15 protein-coding genes are annotated in these 15,004 nt (G+C 34.9%); 9 read left to right on the forward strand and 6 right to left on the reverse strand.

Annotated features, from left to right (window positions below):
• The first annotated feature begins 321 nt into the window (after positions 1–321).
• On the forward strand, positions 322–783 hold the full coding sequence (locus AC1DVB_RS20345) for a GNAT family N-acetyltransferase (protein WP_057276253.1): 462 nt from the start codon (positions 322–324) through the stop codon (positions 781–783).
• A 616-nt stretch (positions 784–1,399) separates the two neighbouring features.
• Here AC1DVB_RS20345 and AC1DVB_RS20350 read toward each other — a convergent pair.
• From AC1DVB_RS20350 to AC1DVB_RS20360, 3 genes are all read right to left on the reverse strand, one after another.
• Positions 1,400–2,575 carry an MFS transporter gene (locus AC1DVB_RS20350; RefSeq protein WP_057276252.1) on the reverse strand — a complete coding sequence of 392 codons (1,176 nt, stop codon included), beginning with the start codon at positions 2,573–2,575 and terminating at the stop codon, positions 1,400–1,402.
• A gap of 346 nt (positions 2,576–2,921) precedes the next feature.
• Positions 2,922–3,233, reverse strand: coding sequence for an ArsR/SmtB family transcription factor (locus AC1DVB_RS20355; protein WP_034315369.1), 312 nt, complete (start codon positions 3,231–3,233; stop codon positions 2,922–2,924).
• Positions 3,234–3,568: 335 nt separating this feature from the next.
• Positions 3,569–4,660, reverse strand: coding sequence for a GerAB/ArcD/ProY family transporter (locus tag AC1DVB_RS20360; RefSeq protein ID WP_057276251.1), 1,092 nt, complete (start codon positions 4,658–4,660; stop codon positions 3,569–3,571).
• An 853-nt stretch (positions 4,661–5,513) separates the two neighbouring features.
• Here AC1DVB_RS20360 and AC1DVB_RS20365 point away from each other — a divergent pair.
• Positions 5,514–5,726, forward strand: a complete 213-nt coding sequence (locus AC1DVB_RS20365; protein WP_057276250.1) for a hypothetical protein — start codon at positions 5,514–5,516, stop codon at positions 5,724–5,726.
• A gap of 445 nt (positions 5,727–6,171) precedes the next feature.
• On the opposite strand, the gene AC1DVB_RS20370 is transcribed toward AC1DVB_RS20365, so the two are convergent.
• Complete coding sequence (locus AC1DVB_RS20370; RefSeq protein ID WP_477590689.1) at positions 6,172–7,074, reverse strand: DMT family transporter; 903 nt, start codon at positions 7,072–7,074, stop codon at positions 6,172–6,174.
• Positions 7,075–7,235: 161 nt separating this feature from the next.
• Between AC1DVB_RS20370 and AC1DVB_RS20375 the strand changes: the two genes are divergently transcribed.
• From AC1DVB_RS20375 to AC1DVB_RS20385, 3 genes are all read left to right on the forward strand, one after another.
• On the forward strand, positions 7,236–8,612 hold the full coding sequence (locus tag AC1DVB_RS20375; RefSeq protein ID WP_057276248.1) for an aminotransferase-like domain-containing protein: 1,377 nt from the start codon (positions 7,236–7,238) through the stop codon (positions 8,610–8,612).
• 276 nt (positions 8,613–8,888) lie between these two features.
• Entirely contained in the window at positions 8,889–10,058 is a 1,170-nt protein-coding gene (locus AC1DVB_RS20380; protein ID WP_057276247.1) for an MFS transporter, read from the forward strand.
• Positions 10,059–10,402: 344 nt separating this feature from the next.
• Positions 10,403–10,717, forward strand: a complete 315-nt coding sequence (locus AC1DVB_RS20385) for an MTH1187 family thiamine-binding protein (protein WP_057276246.1) — start codon at positions 10,403–10,405, stop codon at positions 10,715–10,717.
• A gap of 308 nt (positions 10,718–11,025) precedes the next feature.
• Here AC1DVB_RS20385 and AC1DVB_RS20390 read toward each other — a convergent pair whose 3' ends face one another.
• The gene (locus AC1DVB_RS20390; RefSeq protein ID WP_477590692.1) at positions 11,026–11,478 is read right to left on the reverse strand and encodes a hypothetical protein; all 453 of its coding nucleotides are present in this window, start codon (positions 11,476–11,478) and stop codon (positions 11,026–11,028) included.
• 431 nt (positions 11,479–11,909) lie between these two features.
• Positions 11,910–12,161 carry a hypothetical protein gene (locus tag AC1DVB_RS20395; protein ID WP_477590694.1) on the reverse strand — a complete coding sequence of 84 codons (252 nt, stop codon included), beginning with the start codon at positions 12,159–12,161 and terminating at the stop codon, positions 11,910–11,912.
• Between the two features lie 357 nt (positions 12,162–12,518).
• On the opposite strand from AC1DVB_RS20395, the gene AC1DVB_RS20400 reads away from it, so the two are divergent.
• From AC1DVB_RS20400 to AC1DVB_RS20415, 4 genes are all read left to right on the forward strand, one after another.
• On the forward strand, positions 12,519–12,740 hold the full coding sequence (locus tag AC1DVB_RS20400; RefSeq protein WP_095395746.1) for a hypothetical protein: 222 nt from the start codon (positions 12,519–12,521) through the stop codon (positions 12,738–12,740).
• 190 nt (positions 12,741–12,930) lie between these two features.
• On the forward strand, positions 12,931–13,260 hold the full coding sequence (locus tag AC1DVB_RS20405; RefSeq protein ID WP_477590696.1) for a molybdopterin-dependent oxidoreductase: 330 nt from the start codon (positions 12,931–12,933) through the stop codon (positions 13,258–13,260).
• A complete protein-coding gene (locus AC1DVB_RS20410) occupies positions 13,229–13,996 on the forward strand; it encodes a molybdopterin-dependent oxidoreductase (protein WP_477590698.1) in 768 nt (255 codons plus the stop codon). Before AC1DVB_RS20405 ends, AC1DVB_RS20410 begins: the two co-directional genes overlap by 32 nt.
• Before the next feature lie 425 nt (positions 13,997–14,421).
• A complete protein-coding gene (locus AC1DVB_RS20415; protein ID WP_065421195.1) occupies positions 14,422–14,580 on the forward strand; it encodes a DUF1540 domain-containing protein in 159 nt (52 codons plus the stop codon).
• Positions 14,581–15,004: the final 424 nt, after the last annotated feature.

Genomic DNA, 15,004 nt, shown 5'->3' on the forward strand with positions numbered 1-15,004 from the left:
AAGCGCAAATGACGCTAAGAGACATGGGAGGGTACGTCATCATAAGTTTCGCAGAGATCTATTGTGCATCACATAGTGGAGAAAATAGCTAATGATTTCCATTAGTTTTAGCGAAGCGTACGCTCAATTTACTAATAAAAACCAGAATTTCAATACTCTGTTTAAAAGTAGAATAAAAAAATAAATTCCCTAATATACCGAGTGGTGCAAACCGTTGATACATCAATGTTTATAGAGGGAGGTTAGTTGAACAAGGTATTTCAGCGTCAGTAGTGAATTTAATAAAGTGGTAATGTCAGATTATGATTAGAGGTGAAATTTATGAAAGTACATTTGAAATGTGTTACGAGAGAAAATTGGGAAGAGGCATTAGCACTAAAAGTTAAGAAACAGCAAAGTAACTTTGTACCGCCTGTAGCCGTATCACTTGCCAAAATTTATATTAAACCAGACGGGGATAACATTGTTTATTTGCCCTTTGCCATCTATGACAAAGAGATAATGGTCGGTTTTATCATGCATGCTTACGATGAAAGTACGACGAATATGTATTGGATTAACGGATTCATAATTGATGAGAGTTATCAGGGTAAAGGATATGGTAGGGCGGCATTGTCTGAGATGGTTCATTGGATAGCAAATAGGTTTACCATTTGTAAAGAAATTCGTCTAACCGTATTTAAAGATAACGAAAATGCTCGTGAATTATATAAACGTTTTGGCTTTCTTCCCACAGGAGATGTATATGGAGAAGAAGATGTGTGGTTTATTCCTATAAAATAACTATGTTTCTTATTGAACTCCCTCAGTTTAAGGGGTAGCGTCAAGAAAATGTGTATGTACAACGTTAAGCATATTTTCCTGGCGATTACCCTGATTTTAACACCATTAAGAAAGTCTTAATGGTCTTGACGAAACTACTGAGACAACATCTTCTAAATTAAAGGAGAGGAATAAATAACCCCTTATATTCGCTGCCGGAGGCTTGTTTGTCGCTATTAGAAATTAGTATAATATTTAGTTTTCTTTTTTTTACTTTGAAAATGCTACTAGGTGATTGAACAGGGAAATGAGTTCGTTTGCTTAATAACTAGATCGCTGTACAAAACCAAATTGTTTGGCGTTGCGAAATGATTCAGTTCACATGAAATAATGTTTAATGGAGGATAGCTTGCCGAAAAAAGGATTAATCTTAATAAACTCCCTCAGTTTAATAGATAATGCTCACGAATACTCTCTTATTCGCAGGATTAAAAAATAATATTAAATAAGAGCATGTTTTAATCAATCTTTTATCTCTAAACATGCTCTTTATATTTGAACTTATATCAAAATTGAAAGCGTTAATTAAATCAAACTTTATTTCAAAGCAACATGATCGTATGAATATAAGATGATGTTAGTTTGATAACAACGCTTGGTTACTAGAGTTGAAAAATTTTAGTTTTATGATGATCAATAAAAACGAAAGCAGTGTAAATGTGAATCCGCTCCAGATAAGCTGGTGAATGCCTAATTGAGAAATGAACGAGCCACCAATAGAGGTTCCTAAAGCAATTCCAAGGTTGGAAAACGAGACGAATAAGCTATTGCCAAATTCCGGAGCTTCTTTTGCCTCACTTATTAACCATGTTTGACCAACAATTAAACCGCCGGAATGTACGATTCCCCAAATGAATACCATAAAAATCATTGGAACAAGATAAGACCCTAAATAATAAACCAATAAATAAACGACTGAATATAAAATTGGAAAAAATATAACGGTATTTACTATACCTTTTTGCAGAAAAACTCCAAATAACTGATTACCTAAAATCATTGTGACACCAAATATGAATAGCATGATACTGATGAGAGAGCTATTCATGTCTGTTACTTTTGCAAGGTACTCGGCAAAGTAACTGTAAACTGAAAACATGGCTGCAAAAAGAAAGGTAACAGTTGCGATATTTAACCATAATGCTGATTTACGCAATATACGAATTTGCTTGCCAAAAGACATTTTTTCTTCAACGGGCATAGAAGGAAGCAAAATCATTATTCCGATAAATGCGAGAGCATTTACAAATGCTCCAAATAGGAACGCAATTTCTAATGAAAACTGTTCTGCAAGGTAAGAAGTCAATGGTACACCTAAAGCAAATCCAACAGTAATTCCCGTAAAAACTTTTGTAACTGCTTGACCGCTTTTTTCTGGAGGGACAAGTTTAGCAGCAGTTACAAGAGCGATTGAAAAGAAGAGTGGGTGAAGTGCTGCTGGTAGAATACGAAAAATGAGCATAATTTCAAATTGTGTTGTATAAGCGTAAATCATATTAGAGATAGCAAAAATAGATATTGCAGTTAATAAAAGTATTTTACGATTAATCCCAGATACGAGCAGTATTAAAAATGGTCCAGAAATCGCAACAACTAGAGCAAATATACTTACTAATAATCCGGCTTGTGCAGTTGAAATTCCAAATTTTTGAGTGATTTGTGGTAATACGCCGACAATACTCATCTCTGTTGTAATAATTCCAAATACACCTACTGCTAGCATAATAATAAGTAGATGGTTTACTTTTTTCATTTATAAAATTCTCCATTCTTATATTGATTTTAATAGTATGTATACATAAATGCTTAAAATTTATAGGGATCCAATTCATTAACGTAAAAAATAGTTGGGTATTGTTGCAAGGGGATATCACTAAAAATGTCATTGTTCTCTTGTTTATTTAAACATACAATAATAGATATCTATATAATTAGATATGAAATCTTAAAAAAAATCCTCCTTTCTATTTGTCTTGCATGAAATAGCAGTAAGGTTCGCAAAATGGTGAGGTGGAGAACCGGCTTCCTTTAAAAGCTGAATTCGAGAAGACTAAGAATCAGTGAGGGCAAAGAAAACTCCCACTGATTCAAGTTTCACTTTATATTTCGTTTTGGACATAATCGGAAAATTCTTGTATTTTTTTTTCATTTCGCCGATAATACGTCCATTTCCCAATGCGTTCGGATTCTAATAATCCTGCATTTTTCATAGTTAATAAATAACTAGAAACAACAGATTGGGCTAAGCCAGTTTTGAGCTGGATATCTCCTACACATACTCCAACTTGAAAACTAATTCCTTGTTCTAAATAAGGCTTTTCGTCAAAAAACTTTTCTGGATTCTTTAGCCATAATAAGATTTGACGTCTAGTATCGTTTGATAATGCTTTATAAATTAATGAAGGTTCCATAACAACTATTATATCTACTTTTATAGATTTGTAAATAGGACATGGAATTTCTATTCTTATATATTCGTACTCAACAAATCGACTATCTCTTCGTTTCCAAGTCGCTTGGCAGCCTCAAATGGAAAAGAAATTTTTTGTGAAAGATATTTACTTCTTATTAGTTGGTTTAGTTCCAAAGGGTATAAAGGAGACCACAATAAGTGGTCTTCCTTTTGTTTTCCTAGCCCGAACTTATTTGGTGAAGGAATTGATATTTATCTGATGGCGACAATTCGTGATAGTGGGCTCGTTTTAAGAACAGCAGAATACAGTATCACTAGGAATTTCAAACTTTTTCATAACCGGTTCCGCGATTTTTTAATGCTTATGAAAACAAAAAGAAGAGGCAAATATATAACAATGAAGCATACGATGTAGGGATTGATTATTTTATTTAATATATATAAGGAATCGATATCATAAAAAAGTATATTCACAAGTAGTATGATTATGGACATTCCCCATAAGGGATACTTTTGCTGGACATTGAATAAGCGCTTGATCCCCCTGCTGGCAGCCCACAAAGGAATGACCATATTGGGTATGATAATGATGGTCCACCAAGAAACAGTTATGTATTCGAACCGTTGAATAAAGGGCAACTCAATAATACTGGTCAATGTTAGTGTTGGGTATAGAGTAAGGGTCAAATGTTTCTGTGAATAAAAGACTATCGATACAAAATAAAGTAATAAGCTCAATAACGTAGTGAGCACAACTCCTCCGTGAGCATACTTTTGAGATCTTTCAGCATTTTTGATGAACGGATAATACATCAGTATCATTTCAAATCCAAGCATGGATAATGAAAAACTTTTAGTTCCTTTCATTATTTCGAATAAATTATGATGGAAAATAGGAAGAAAACCGTTGAAATCAGAGTATTTAAAACCATAAAAAGGTACAAATAAAAGCCAGTATGAAACTATTACAGTTAAGAAGGCAATACCCGTAATGGTTCGGAAACCCCCTGTATTTATATAATAAATCAAGATAAGGAAAACCAAAGCAAATGCCCAAGAAGGTACCTCTTCAAACATCCAAACATGAATGACATTTATATAACCGATTATGATCGTCATTCCAAGGACAAAAAAGTAAAGAATAAATAAAAGACTGAAGAAATTACCAATCCATTTACCGAATGCATGATTATTAGTGGAGATTATATCGCCAGGAACAAAACTAAATATCTTATAGATTACCCAAATTAATATATGAACAATCAATCCAGCTAGGAGTATGGATAACCAGCCATCGGTTCCCGTCGCTTTAGCCAAATCTCTTTGAAAACTCAATACGCCTAATCCAGTTTGCATGGAATGCACTAAAAAAAACACATAAAATGGCGATACCTTATATTTTTCGTTAACACCAGCTTGATTCATGTAGGACCCTCATTTGTATCACTCATATATTTTAATAATCTGGCTTTTATAAGTGAAATCTATTCAAAAAGATCGATTAAATGTTGAATGGAATTTTTGAATGGATCCTTAAGTTGAGAGCTAACATTTAATCGAAACGATTTTCATGAGGCATTAGACAAGGAACAGACACATGTGGACGGCGATGGGGATGGCTTACAATAAGGAATGTTCAAGCGTGAGCGGACAAAGAAGGGAAATAGAGAATCGGGATGCCCTTTTCCGAAAGATAGTTTGAAAGTCTTATCCCGGAACAACAGCGGGGGTATAATAGATGAGTGATAAAAAGAAATATCAACCAATAGTGAATCTTAAAGACCTTTAGGACAAAGGGCAGATTAATCGTAATGATGTTCTTTTCCGCACGGGTAATAATAAGGTTGTGGATGAACGTTTAGCGGAACTATTGTCCTTTGATAATAAGATGACAAACTGTTTGTTAATTTCTTGATGAATGGAAAAATATATAGAAGGGAACAAAGACTAATGAAATACAAATGGAGAAAACGAGAGAAGAATTTATATATCCCATAGCATGAACTCTTACCTGTTAACGTGCATTCATTATTTTATGTAGCAAAGATTGAAGGAGTTTACATAGAGTAAAAGGTGCATTATTACCATAGGCCGCATTGGTATTTTCCATAATATGGTGTGATGGTATGGCTCATAGTTTATATGAGGGTGTAAAAGAGGAACAAACACCACCCTTATTTTACCTGTTTAAAAACACTAGCATCTATTATTTTGGGTGCTTTTTTTTGCAGGGAATTAGTCCATTTTGTCAAATTAGTTAAACAAAGGGGATGAGAAAATGAATGATGATGAGAAAATCAGTATTTTATTGTCTAATATGACAAACGAATTAGTGTCGAGTAGAGTAAGGGTTAGAACTATAGTTGAATTACTGGAAGAAAAAGGTCTAATAACCCGTGAAGAGTACGAAACCAGGTTTAAAAAAGTTTTTGAACGAGATGCAATTTCGTATAGGAATGATCTATTGAAAGAATTCAAGATTAATGAATAAAAGGAGAAGGCATCCATTGGTTTGGGTGCTTTTTTATGGCGGTGTGAAAGATGAACCATGACAAGTTAAGAAACCGGTTAAGAAACCAGTGAAACTAAGTCATGGGATCTAGGAGACATAATGAATATGGAAGCTTTTACATATAAGGATTTTACACTACGAGATTTAAGCCTAATTTGAAAAAAGAAAGAGCGTTAATCCTTATTTTATCAACACTCTTGTTAGGCAGTAACATTCTGTTCTTTGATTTCATTAATAATGAATTCTGTTAGTCATCCGCATTCGAAATTCGTTTCAGTTGATCAACGATTAACTTTTGTCTTTACAATGGATGATTTTGATTTAACTTAACTTTCCCTTTTATTTTGTTGATTTTTTTTTTTTGAATCTATATTTATGACTGTCGGTCTCTTTCCTCTATTGGAATCGGTTGTTCTAAATGCAGTTAGCTTTTCCCTGATACAGCTACTTTTTTTGTTACGAGAGCATTTTTGCCTAATATGACAGAAAAGACAACAATCACTGCTGTTACAATGGTGAAAAATGTAATGGATTCATCTAGAAAAACTGTTGCAAATACAATCATCAAAAATGGTTGTAAGTATTGAATCTGACTAACCCTTGCTATCCCGCCCATTGCCATTCCGCTATACCAAGCAACATATGCTAGAAATTGACTAACCACTGCGAGATAAATTAAGCTAACCCAAGCTTGGATAGGGGCATGGAGCATTTCAGTTGTAAGGTTCAGCCCAACTGGAATAATGAAAAATGGAGCACCGATCATAATGGCCCATGCAATCACTTGCCAGCTACCTAATTCTTTCGCTAATTTCCCCCCTTCTGCGTAACTAAGTCCCAGTATGATCACAGCTGCCAGTAAAGCTAAATCGGCTAATTGCAACTGGCCGAATCCAAGATGAAGTGCATACATAATGACAGCTAAAGAGCCGATTATACTTGAAACCCAGAATTTGATTGAAGGGATTTCACCTGCTCTAAACATAGCAAATCCAGCTGTTGCTAACGGTAACAGTGCTACTTCCACAGCTCCATGAGAAACAGGCAAGGATTCCATTGCCCAAGAAGTGAGGAGAGGAAATCCTAAAACTGCACCAACAGCTACAATAAGTAGACTTTTGAATTGACTTGGAGAAGGCAGTTTTTCCTTTCGAACGATCAATACCACCGCTACTAAAATAGCAGCAACAACCGTTCTTCCTAAACCGACGACCGTAGTCCCAAAATACTCTACAGCAATACTTGTAGCGGGGAGCGTTAAGCTAAAACAAATGACGCCTACTAATCCCAACAATAATCCTAATTTCTCCCTGGTTACTCCCTGCATCTTTTCCAACCCCAATCTTTATATTTTGTATCACATCTGTACCATTGTTTATTTATCATAAAAAACAGTTTTGCTATAATTAACATACTATGAGTACATACAATAAAAATAAACCCATTTTTTACCCATCTGACCTGGTACAGTTTAAGGAGGATTAAGTGATGAACTCAAAATATATTAAGATAATGGAAGAAATTAAGCTTCGACTAGCAGGTGGTTCGCTAAATGCAGGCAGTAAACTTCCTTCTGTTCGTCAGTTAGCTGAGTATTTTTCATGTAGCAAGAATACGGTCATTAAAGCATACGACGAACTTGAAAAAGAGCATTTAATTTATTCTGTTCCTAAAAGCGGCTACTATGTTGTGAATGATTATCAAAAAGCGGCGGAAGAAAATGGGGTGATTGATTTTTTGTCTGCCGGTCCAGATAAAAATGTTATGCCCTATGTAGAATTTCAACATTGTATGAATCAAGCAATTGATCATTACAAAGAAGAGCTATTTACATACTCTGATCAACAAGGGCTTTACTCACTGCGAGTACAGTTGGTGAAATATCTGGAGAATTTACAGGTCTTCACTAAACCAGAAAGATTAGTCGTTGTCTCTGGCTCGCAGCAAGCCCTCCATTTATTAGTTTCTATGCCATTTCCAAATGGAAAAAACAATATTCTAATTGAACAGCCTACTTATTTTGGATTTATCGAGTCCATCAATCTGCATCAAGCGACCACTTTTGGGATCGAATTATCAATGAAAGGAATAGATCTTGATCGACTGGAATACATTTTTCGAAATAATGATATAAAGTTTTTCTATATTATCCCGAGATTTCACAATCCACTTGGACATAGTTACACAAATGGCGAAAAGAAAAAAATCGTTGAGTTAGCAGAAAAATACGATGTATACATAGTGGAGGATGATATTTTAGGAGACCTTGATCCAAATCCAAAATCCGATCCTTTATTTTCTTTTGATCCTTCTGGGAGAGTGATTTATATTAAAAGCCTTTCGAAAATTTTTCTCCCAGGGCTAAGGATTGGGACTGTCGTTCTTCCTGCATTAATGATGAACAACTTTTTACGTTATAAATTCAGTTCGGATTTTAATAGTTCAGCACTTTCTCAAGGTGCGCTAGAAATCTATTTAAAAAGCGGTATGTTTAATAATCATCTCAAAAATGTAAAAGAGGTATACCGAACTAAAATGCAAATCCTTCAAGAAGCATGTGAATTATTGCTGCCGGCTAATACTTCTTTTTCTAAACCGAATTCCGGATTCTATCTTTCCATCAGTTTGCCCAAGAATGTGAAAGCAAAACAGGTGGTTCATATGCTAAACGAGCAGCATATATATGTTGATGATGCCTCCAGAATGTTTTTAGCAGAATATAAAAAGGAGAATCTCGTTCGTTTATGCATCTCTCAAGTGAACGAGAGTCAAATTAAACTAGGGGTAGAGCGATTGGCTCACTGTATTGCTTTAATTGACAGTAGAAAAAAGCATATTGCTCCGAATAACTTTTTACTCATTTAGAAAGTGCCGGGTTTTTCCCGTCACAACCTAAATAATCACAAGCTATTTATATATTACATTAATGATTTTCCTCACTTAATTCCATCCTATAAAGTTATTTAAAATAGAGCTGCTTGTTTATAAGGGTAGGTTCTGTTATGATTGTTTGATAAATTTTTTAAGGGGTTTAGAGAGGGTGAGTCAATTGACTAAAAACCTTAGGCAATTGAAAAATGTTTCGGTGTTCCGAACGCTTCTAACTTAGAAAAAAATAATTTAGAAGCGAGGAATAATCATATGAAAAATCAAAGAATCTTTAATAAATCATTTCTTTTTTTATTTATAAGCAACTTTTTAGTTTTTATTGGGTTTGAAATGTTGCTTCCTATTTTGCCTGCCTATTTGTTAAGCATGAATGCATCTTCCATTCAAGTTGGTCTAGTAACATCATTATTTACGGTAGGTGCTGTTTTATTCAGGCCTTTTGTAGGTTACTATTTAATGGATAACCAGAGGAAAAGTTTGGCCATTTGTGCAAGTGCAGCTTTAATGGTCATTACAATACTATATCCGTTTCTTAATATGATATGGCTTCTTCTATTGTTACGGATTTTCCATGGTGCGGCATGGGGGGGATCAACCACAGCTAACAGTACAATGGTAGTGGATTTTATTCCCAAGACACGCTTAGGAGAAGGAATAGGGTATTTTTCCATATCCACAACGGTCGGGGCTATCGTTGCACCGAGTATAGGTATCCTTATCTATGACTCTTTTTCCTTCGATATATTGATATGGTCATCAGCCGTATTGAGCTTATTGGCAGTACTTGCGCTTCAATTTGTCTATTCACCTACTATTGTAAAGCGTGAGAAGAAGCCATTTCGCTTTTTGGATATGATTTTTGAAAAAGACGTTTGGTTCCAAGCGTTACTTACGGTTATTACAACACTAGGTTTTGGGGCTATCATCACATTTTTGGTTCTTTTTGGGAAGCAAAGGGAAGTAGATCATATTTTTTTATTCTTCCTTATCAATGCAACTGTCTCAACTTTACTACGTCCTTTTACCGGAAAATGGTATGACAAAAAAGGACCTTGGTCTATTATCATTATGGCGGCTGGGTTAGGATTCTTTTCACTTGTTATCCTGTCATATACGACAAATGAATCTCAACTCATCGTTGCTGCGATTTTATTTGGGGCAGGTTATGGTACCGTTATGCCATGTTTACAAACATGGACTGTTCAAAAGGTAAGTGAAGAAAAAAGAGGAGCAGCCAACGCAACCTTTTTTTCCAGTTTTGACGTTGGTGTTGGAGTTAGCGCGTTTGTATTAGGTATTTTAGCAGAATGGATCAGTTTAGAGATGATCTACAGGCTTGTAAGTCTAAGTTTTATTGTTGTTGCTGTGTTGGTCTATAAGGATTATATAAATGAAAAGATAAGGCATAATAAATCGATCTAAAACAAATCCACCTCTATTTTAATAGAGGTGGATTTGTTAGCTGGAATACCAAAATGAGTAGAACTGGAATACATCCAGTTCTACTCGTAAGGGATGTATAAAAGAAGCAGCTAATGACCTAATCATCAGGAAAAGTTTAAAAAATCAACGCTTCCTTTTTTAATTGACCGATTCTACAGTATTTTACTTTCCAGTAGAAGTGCTTTGATTCACGAATCGCAAACTTCAAAGCTCCTCTTAAATTTCCCAGGTGCGAAGTTTGAGTTATAATAGTAAAAAACATCCGTCTTCTATAGGATGGATGCTTCTTGATTGAAATACATATAAAGGATTGGTGAATAAGAATGGCAATAGTTGATGTAACGGTTATTCCTGTCGGTACACAAACTCCAAGTGTTAGCAGCTATGTGGCGGATATTCAAAGAGTATTAAAGCAATATGAAGAGAAGGGGGAAATTCGTTTTCAATTGACACCCATGAATACAATCATTGAAGGCGACCTGCCTAAATTGTTTGAAGTGATCCAAGCGATGCACGAAGTACCTTTCGAAAAAGGTCTTGCTAGAGTTTGTACGAATATCCGAATCGATGACCGTCGTGATAAAGAACGCAGGATGGAAGACAAAGTAGAACGAGTGAAGGGCATGCTTGAGGAATAACAGGTTTTGTAATTAACAGTGAAATGTAGATAATGCTGTTTTCGGGGGTATATCCTGAATTTCGACGATATATTGCTGTTTTTCGGAGATATATCCTGAATTTCGTCGATATATTGCTGTTCTTCATAGATATATCCCGAGTTTCGTTAATGATCTTTAATTAATGTCAATGTATTAATAGCTTTAAAGCCTTGGTATACTGATTTATCAGTTCCCAAGGCTTTTTTATTTTTTATTTCATTCATTTCCATTTTATATCTTGCTGAGGAGATTAGGTAATGATAGATATAGACCGTTATCTGGATAATTTATAAACGTTCGCCATAAAGTTCTTTTTCTTCATTTGGATGAAAAAGAGTGAATCCTTTTGAACAAAACACAAACCTTCTATCTATCTCGAATCCAGCCTTATTCAAAATTTCAACTGTCCCCTGTGAACCAGTGCCAGCATACCCGCAACTACAACCAGAAAGGTGTAGCTCATTTCCTTTTTTGTCTATAAGGATGAGATCGCTATCGAGCAAAATATTATCTTTATTAATTTCTTTAGTAATTTTAGCAATTTTAAAACGATCAAAATGATCCTTGACTGCTTCGAATAATGCAATACTTTTATTGGTAATACCGCGGTCTTCACCGTAATCTTTTATTACGAAAACTTCCCGCTCATATGATTTCTTATATAGATGGTACTTTTGGTAAGTGACGTCATTAATTTTACAAATAAGCGGACTAATATTATCCAGTTTTTGATTAAACATTGCACCCCTCCTAAATAGTTAGTTTATTAAGTTTATTAGGAGAAAAAGAGATTAGTACTAAGAAACTGATAAGAAGCAAATTTTTTTCATTTTTGATTCTCGTTCGTTTAATTAATAGGAAGAAACGTGATACCTATAAGGCATGAATGAAGCTGTCAGGAAGAAGTGAAAGTGTGAAGTCAAATTAAAAAAAGCACCAAAATAGGTGCTGCCTAGTTATATATCTTCTTAAAATAATGGACAAACATAATATTCATGACAATTTCGACTATAGCATTAATACTCACATCGAAAACATTAGTTTCCTCAAGTGAATGATAAGGAGCAAATAAGACAATGTAAATTGAGCCAATGATAGTTAAAAGTATGGTCCATATGCTGTTACGTAAAAACAGTGGAATCAGTAAGCCAAAAAAGGGTAAGAAGAAATCTTATTCTTTCCTCATTCTCTTTTTATAAATACCGACTAAAAGATAGATTGCAAACATATTGATAATAAAAAATAAAATTAGATCAATAACATCATATCCATTCATAGATGAAGGGTTATAAACTCCTGGCAGTGAAAACACTGTAAGAGCAACTAGTACCCAAAAAGTTATCCGATATCTTTTCTTTTGTTTGCCAGTTATTGTTCCTGCCTGTAACGCCTTGACAAGTTTGTTAATATTCCAAATATACATGGTTGTCTCCTTATGTAGATTACCGCACTAATTATAGGGGAGGGTCCACTATAATCCCCTATCCAATTACATCTAGTGAATAAAAATCCGGATAAGGGGCACTTTTTTTATGTGTCCGTTATCCGGGGAATACATCAAGTTTATACTATAGCTCTTCTTTATTAACARCTTTTTCCTTCAAAAATCATAGAACGATTAGCAATCCAGAGACCTTTTGTGAGCGTTTCTTGTATTAAGGATTTTTATGCCCGACGCTAACAGAAAGCAGTTCTTATTAAATAGTAAAGACAAGATGCAGAAGAATATGACAACCCCTCTTTGACATAACATTTAGAAAAAGATAAGGGTGTGAACATTCTGAGTATGAAGAAAAACGACCAAATCGTTATTTATATAATAAAAGGTTCAACAATTAAAAGGTTTTTAATCCTGGATCTAATTATTGGATCAGGAATTTTTTATGTGGTCAAATTCATTTCTTCAAGCATATTAATAGCGAGTGCGAGCAGTTTTGTTGGAACGGAAGGAATTAAAAAAGCACCGAAAGTACTAAAAAGTGCAATTGGATTAATATCCTAAAGACTGGAAAATAAATGACCCCTAACCTTACTTATTACAAGAAAATGCACAGTAAATAGCATTCAAATATGGATCAAAGGATTCGGCCGTAGGATAAGTCAAACTGGATTAAAACAGGATGGTGTGTAGGATGAAGTGGGCAGTAACGAAGTATACATCTATAATGATTCATATTAATAAGGAGGGAACCATGACAAAACCTCAAAAAGTGAGAGCCTATTTAACTACGCGTAGTTTGCTGCCGGAAAATCAGGAGACACCCATTCAATTCATCAATAATGATAGTGTGGAAAACCAATTATTTTTTAGAAGGAACCACTTTACTTATCCGACACTTTCTAATTCAAACTATTGGCTTCCTATAAATGGAGTAGTATCAGCTCCATTACTGCTATCCATGCAAGACATTCTTCAATATCCATCCAAAACGGTTGAAGTTGTCCTGGAATGCTCAGGAGACAAGCGTAATCTCTTCGAACCTATAACATTTGGAGAACAATGGGAAAAGGGGGGCCATTAGTCAAGGGAAGTGGAAAGGTGTACCATTACGGACGTTACTTGAAATATCTGGAATAGGAGAAGGGGCAAAAGAAGTTGTCGTAGAGGGATATGATTATGGCCTTAGGACCGATCTGGATGAGGTTTATACCTACACGAGGAGTTTGCCTATCGAGAAGGYGCTGCATGAGGATACAATCATTGCATATGAGTATAATAACCAGCCAATTCCTTTTAAACATGGTTATCCATTGAGATTAATCGTTCCGCAGTGGTATGCAATGGCATCTGTTAAGTGGATAAGGCAGATAAGTGTTATTAATACTACTTTCAATGGGCCTTTTCAAACCATTGATTATATGTATTATCCAAATAAAGACAATGACCAAAATGCATTTCCGGTCACTGCAATAAATATCAATTCGACTATCCAAAAACCGCTGGACATGGAAAAAATTAATACAGGTGTGCATTTAATAAAAGGGATTGCATGGACAGGAAAAGGAGTTATTACCAAGGTGGAAATTAGTATGGATGATGGCTATACATGGAGTAACGCCGATATATTACCTGGTAAGAATGTTGGTTATGGATGGGTTAGTTGGTCATTCGAATGGAATATATCAGAAAAAGGTGAGTACACGATTAAATCCAGAGCAACAGATTCATTTGGTCAAATTCAACCTAATTTACCTTTCTGGAATAAAAAAGGTTATGGGTATAATGCCATTGATAAAATTAAGGTTAAGGTAGAATGACTTAAATTTTATTTCAGGAAATGAAAACGGCTGAAAAAACTTTTGGATTTAGCCAAATAACGGTTTTGTGATATAGAGAAAAAACCCTTCCAAAAGGGTTTTGGAGGGTTATTTGTCATGAACAAAAATAGTATATCATAAGGGAATTGAAAATTTTAGAGAAAGATATTGACATCCTATTAGCTTGCTTAGTTTAAGTAGGTATGGCTACTTCGTCAGACTTTTGATAATTGCCTCCAGAAACAGCTGAAGGCATGGTGAATTCCAATCTATCTGCTCTCTTATCGTCAGCAAAGAAGGCGAGTGTGAGCTTGGTTTTACAGACATTTGGGTAGTTCCATAGAAGAAGGAAAAAGCTTATGTGAGTTTATCCATATATAAAAACGGGGATATGTTACTAAACGATAAAGAGGAGGAGACATTTTATGAAACTCGAAGTTTTGTGTAACGTAGAGAATTGTACGTACTGGGCCGAGGGGAATCAATGTGTTGCCGACTCCATTTATGTCGTGGGCCTTGATAACAATGACGCTGACAATGTTGAGGAAACGGCATGTAAAACCTTTGAACATCGCAAACAATAATGGAATACAGAATGGGCCGGACGGCTGATGCCGCCCGGTTTTTTATTTCTAGAAATAGGAACAGTCCCCTGTCTGTATGCAGTCATACCGGGTTCCTTTCCCATTTTTAATGGGGACTGTCCCCTTAAAAAAAATTTAATTAGCACGACTATGAAAGAGGGATATACCTTGAAAATCAATTTTAAAACTTTATTAATTTAATGAACAAAATAATTTTATTAAAGCAAGTATCTATATTAGCGGGATATAATGTTGGACGTTTRGTCGTAATGATAATGTTCTAGTCTAGGCAATCAAGAGTCATTCCAACTGTTAAAAAAGAAGGGCAGATTGGTATTATCCCCTTCAGGTAGACAGAGAAAAAAGAGAACATGATAAAATGTTCTTAACTGTCAATCTGGAGGGGATTTTTTGTATGGCAAAG

The organism is Peribacillus sp. P4_D6, from assembly GCF_056401795.1.

Excerpts from the sequence above, each read along its gene's own strand:
- AC1DVB_RS20345 (WP_057276253.1), top strand. The coding sequence starts at position 322 with ATGAAAGTACATTTGAAATGTGTTACGAGAGAAAATTGGGAAGAGGCA.
- AC1DVB_RS20350 (WP_057276252.1), bottom strand. The coding sequence starts at position 2,575 with ATGAAAAAAGTAAACCATCTACTTATTATTATGCTAGCAGTAGGTGTA.
- AC1DVB_RS20355 (WP_034315369.1), bottom strand. The coding sequence starts at position 3,233 with ATGGAACCTTCATTAATTTATAAAGCATTATCAAACGATACTAGACGT.
- AC1DVB_RS20360 (WP_057276251.1), bottom strand. The coding sequence starts at position 4,660 with ATGAATCAAGCTGGTGTTAACGAAAAATATAAGGTATCGCCATTTTAT.
- AC1DVB_RS20365 (WP_057276250.1), top strand. The coding sequence starts at position 5,514 with ATGAATGATGATGAGAAAATCAGTATTTTATTGTCTAATATGACAAAC.
- AC1DVB_RS20370 (WP_477590689.1), bottom strand. The coding sequence starts at position 7,074 with ATGCAGGGAGTAACCAGGGAGAAATTAGGATTATTGTTGGGATTAGTA.
- AC1DVB_RS20375 (WP_057276248.1), top strand. The coding sequence starts at position 7,236 with ATGAACTCAAAATATATTAAGATAATGGAAGAAATTAAGCTTCGACTA.
- AC1DVB_RS20380 (WP_057276247.1), top strand. The coding sequence starts at position 8,889 with ATGAAAAATCAAAGAATCTTTAATAAATCATTTCTTTTTTTATTTATA.
- AC1DVB_RS20385 (WP_057276246.1), top strand. The coding sequence starts at position 10,403 with ATGGCAATAGTTGATGTAACGGTTATTCCTGTCGGTACACAAACTCCA.
- AC1DVB_RS20390 (WP_477590692.1), bottom strand. The coding sequence starts at position 11,478 with ATGTTTAATCAAAAACTGGATAATATTAGTCCGCTTATTTGTAAAATT.
- AC1DVB_RS20395 (WP_477590694.1), bottom strand. The coding sequence starts at position 12,161 with ATGTATATTTGGAATATTAACAAACTTGTCAAGGCGTTACAGGCAGGA.
- AC1DVB_RS20405 (WP_477590696.1), top strand. The coding sequence starts at position 12,931 with ATGACAAAACCTCAAAAAGTGAGAGCCTATTTAACTACGCGTAGTTTG.
- AC1DVB_RS20415 (WP_065421195.1), top strand. The coding sequence starts at position 14,422 with ATGAAACTCGAAGTTTTGTGTAACGTAGAGAATTGTACGTACTGGGCC.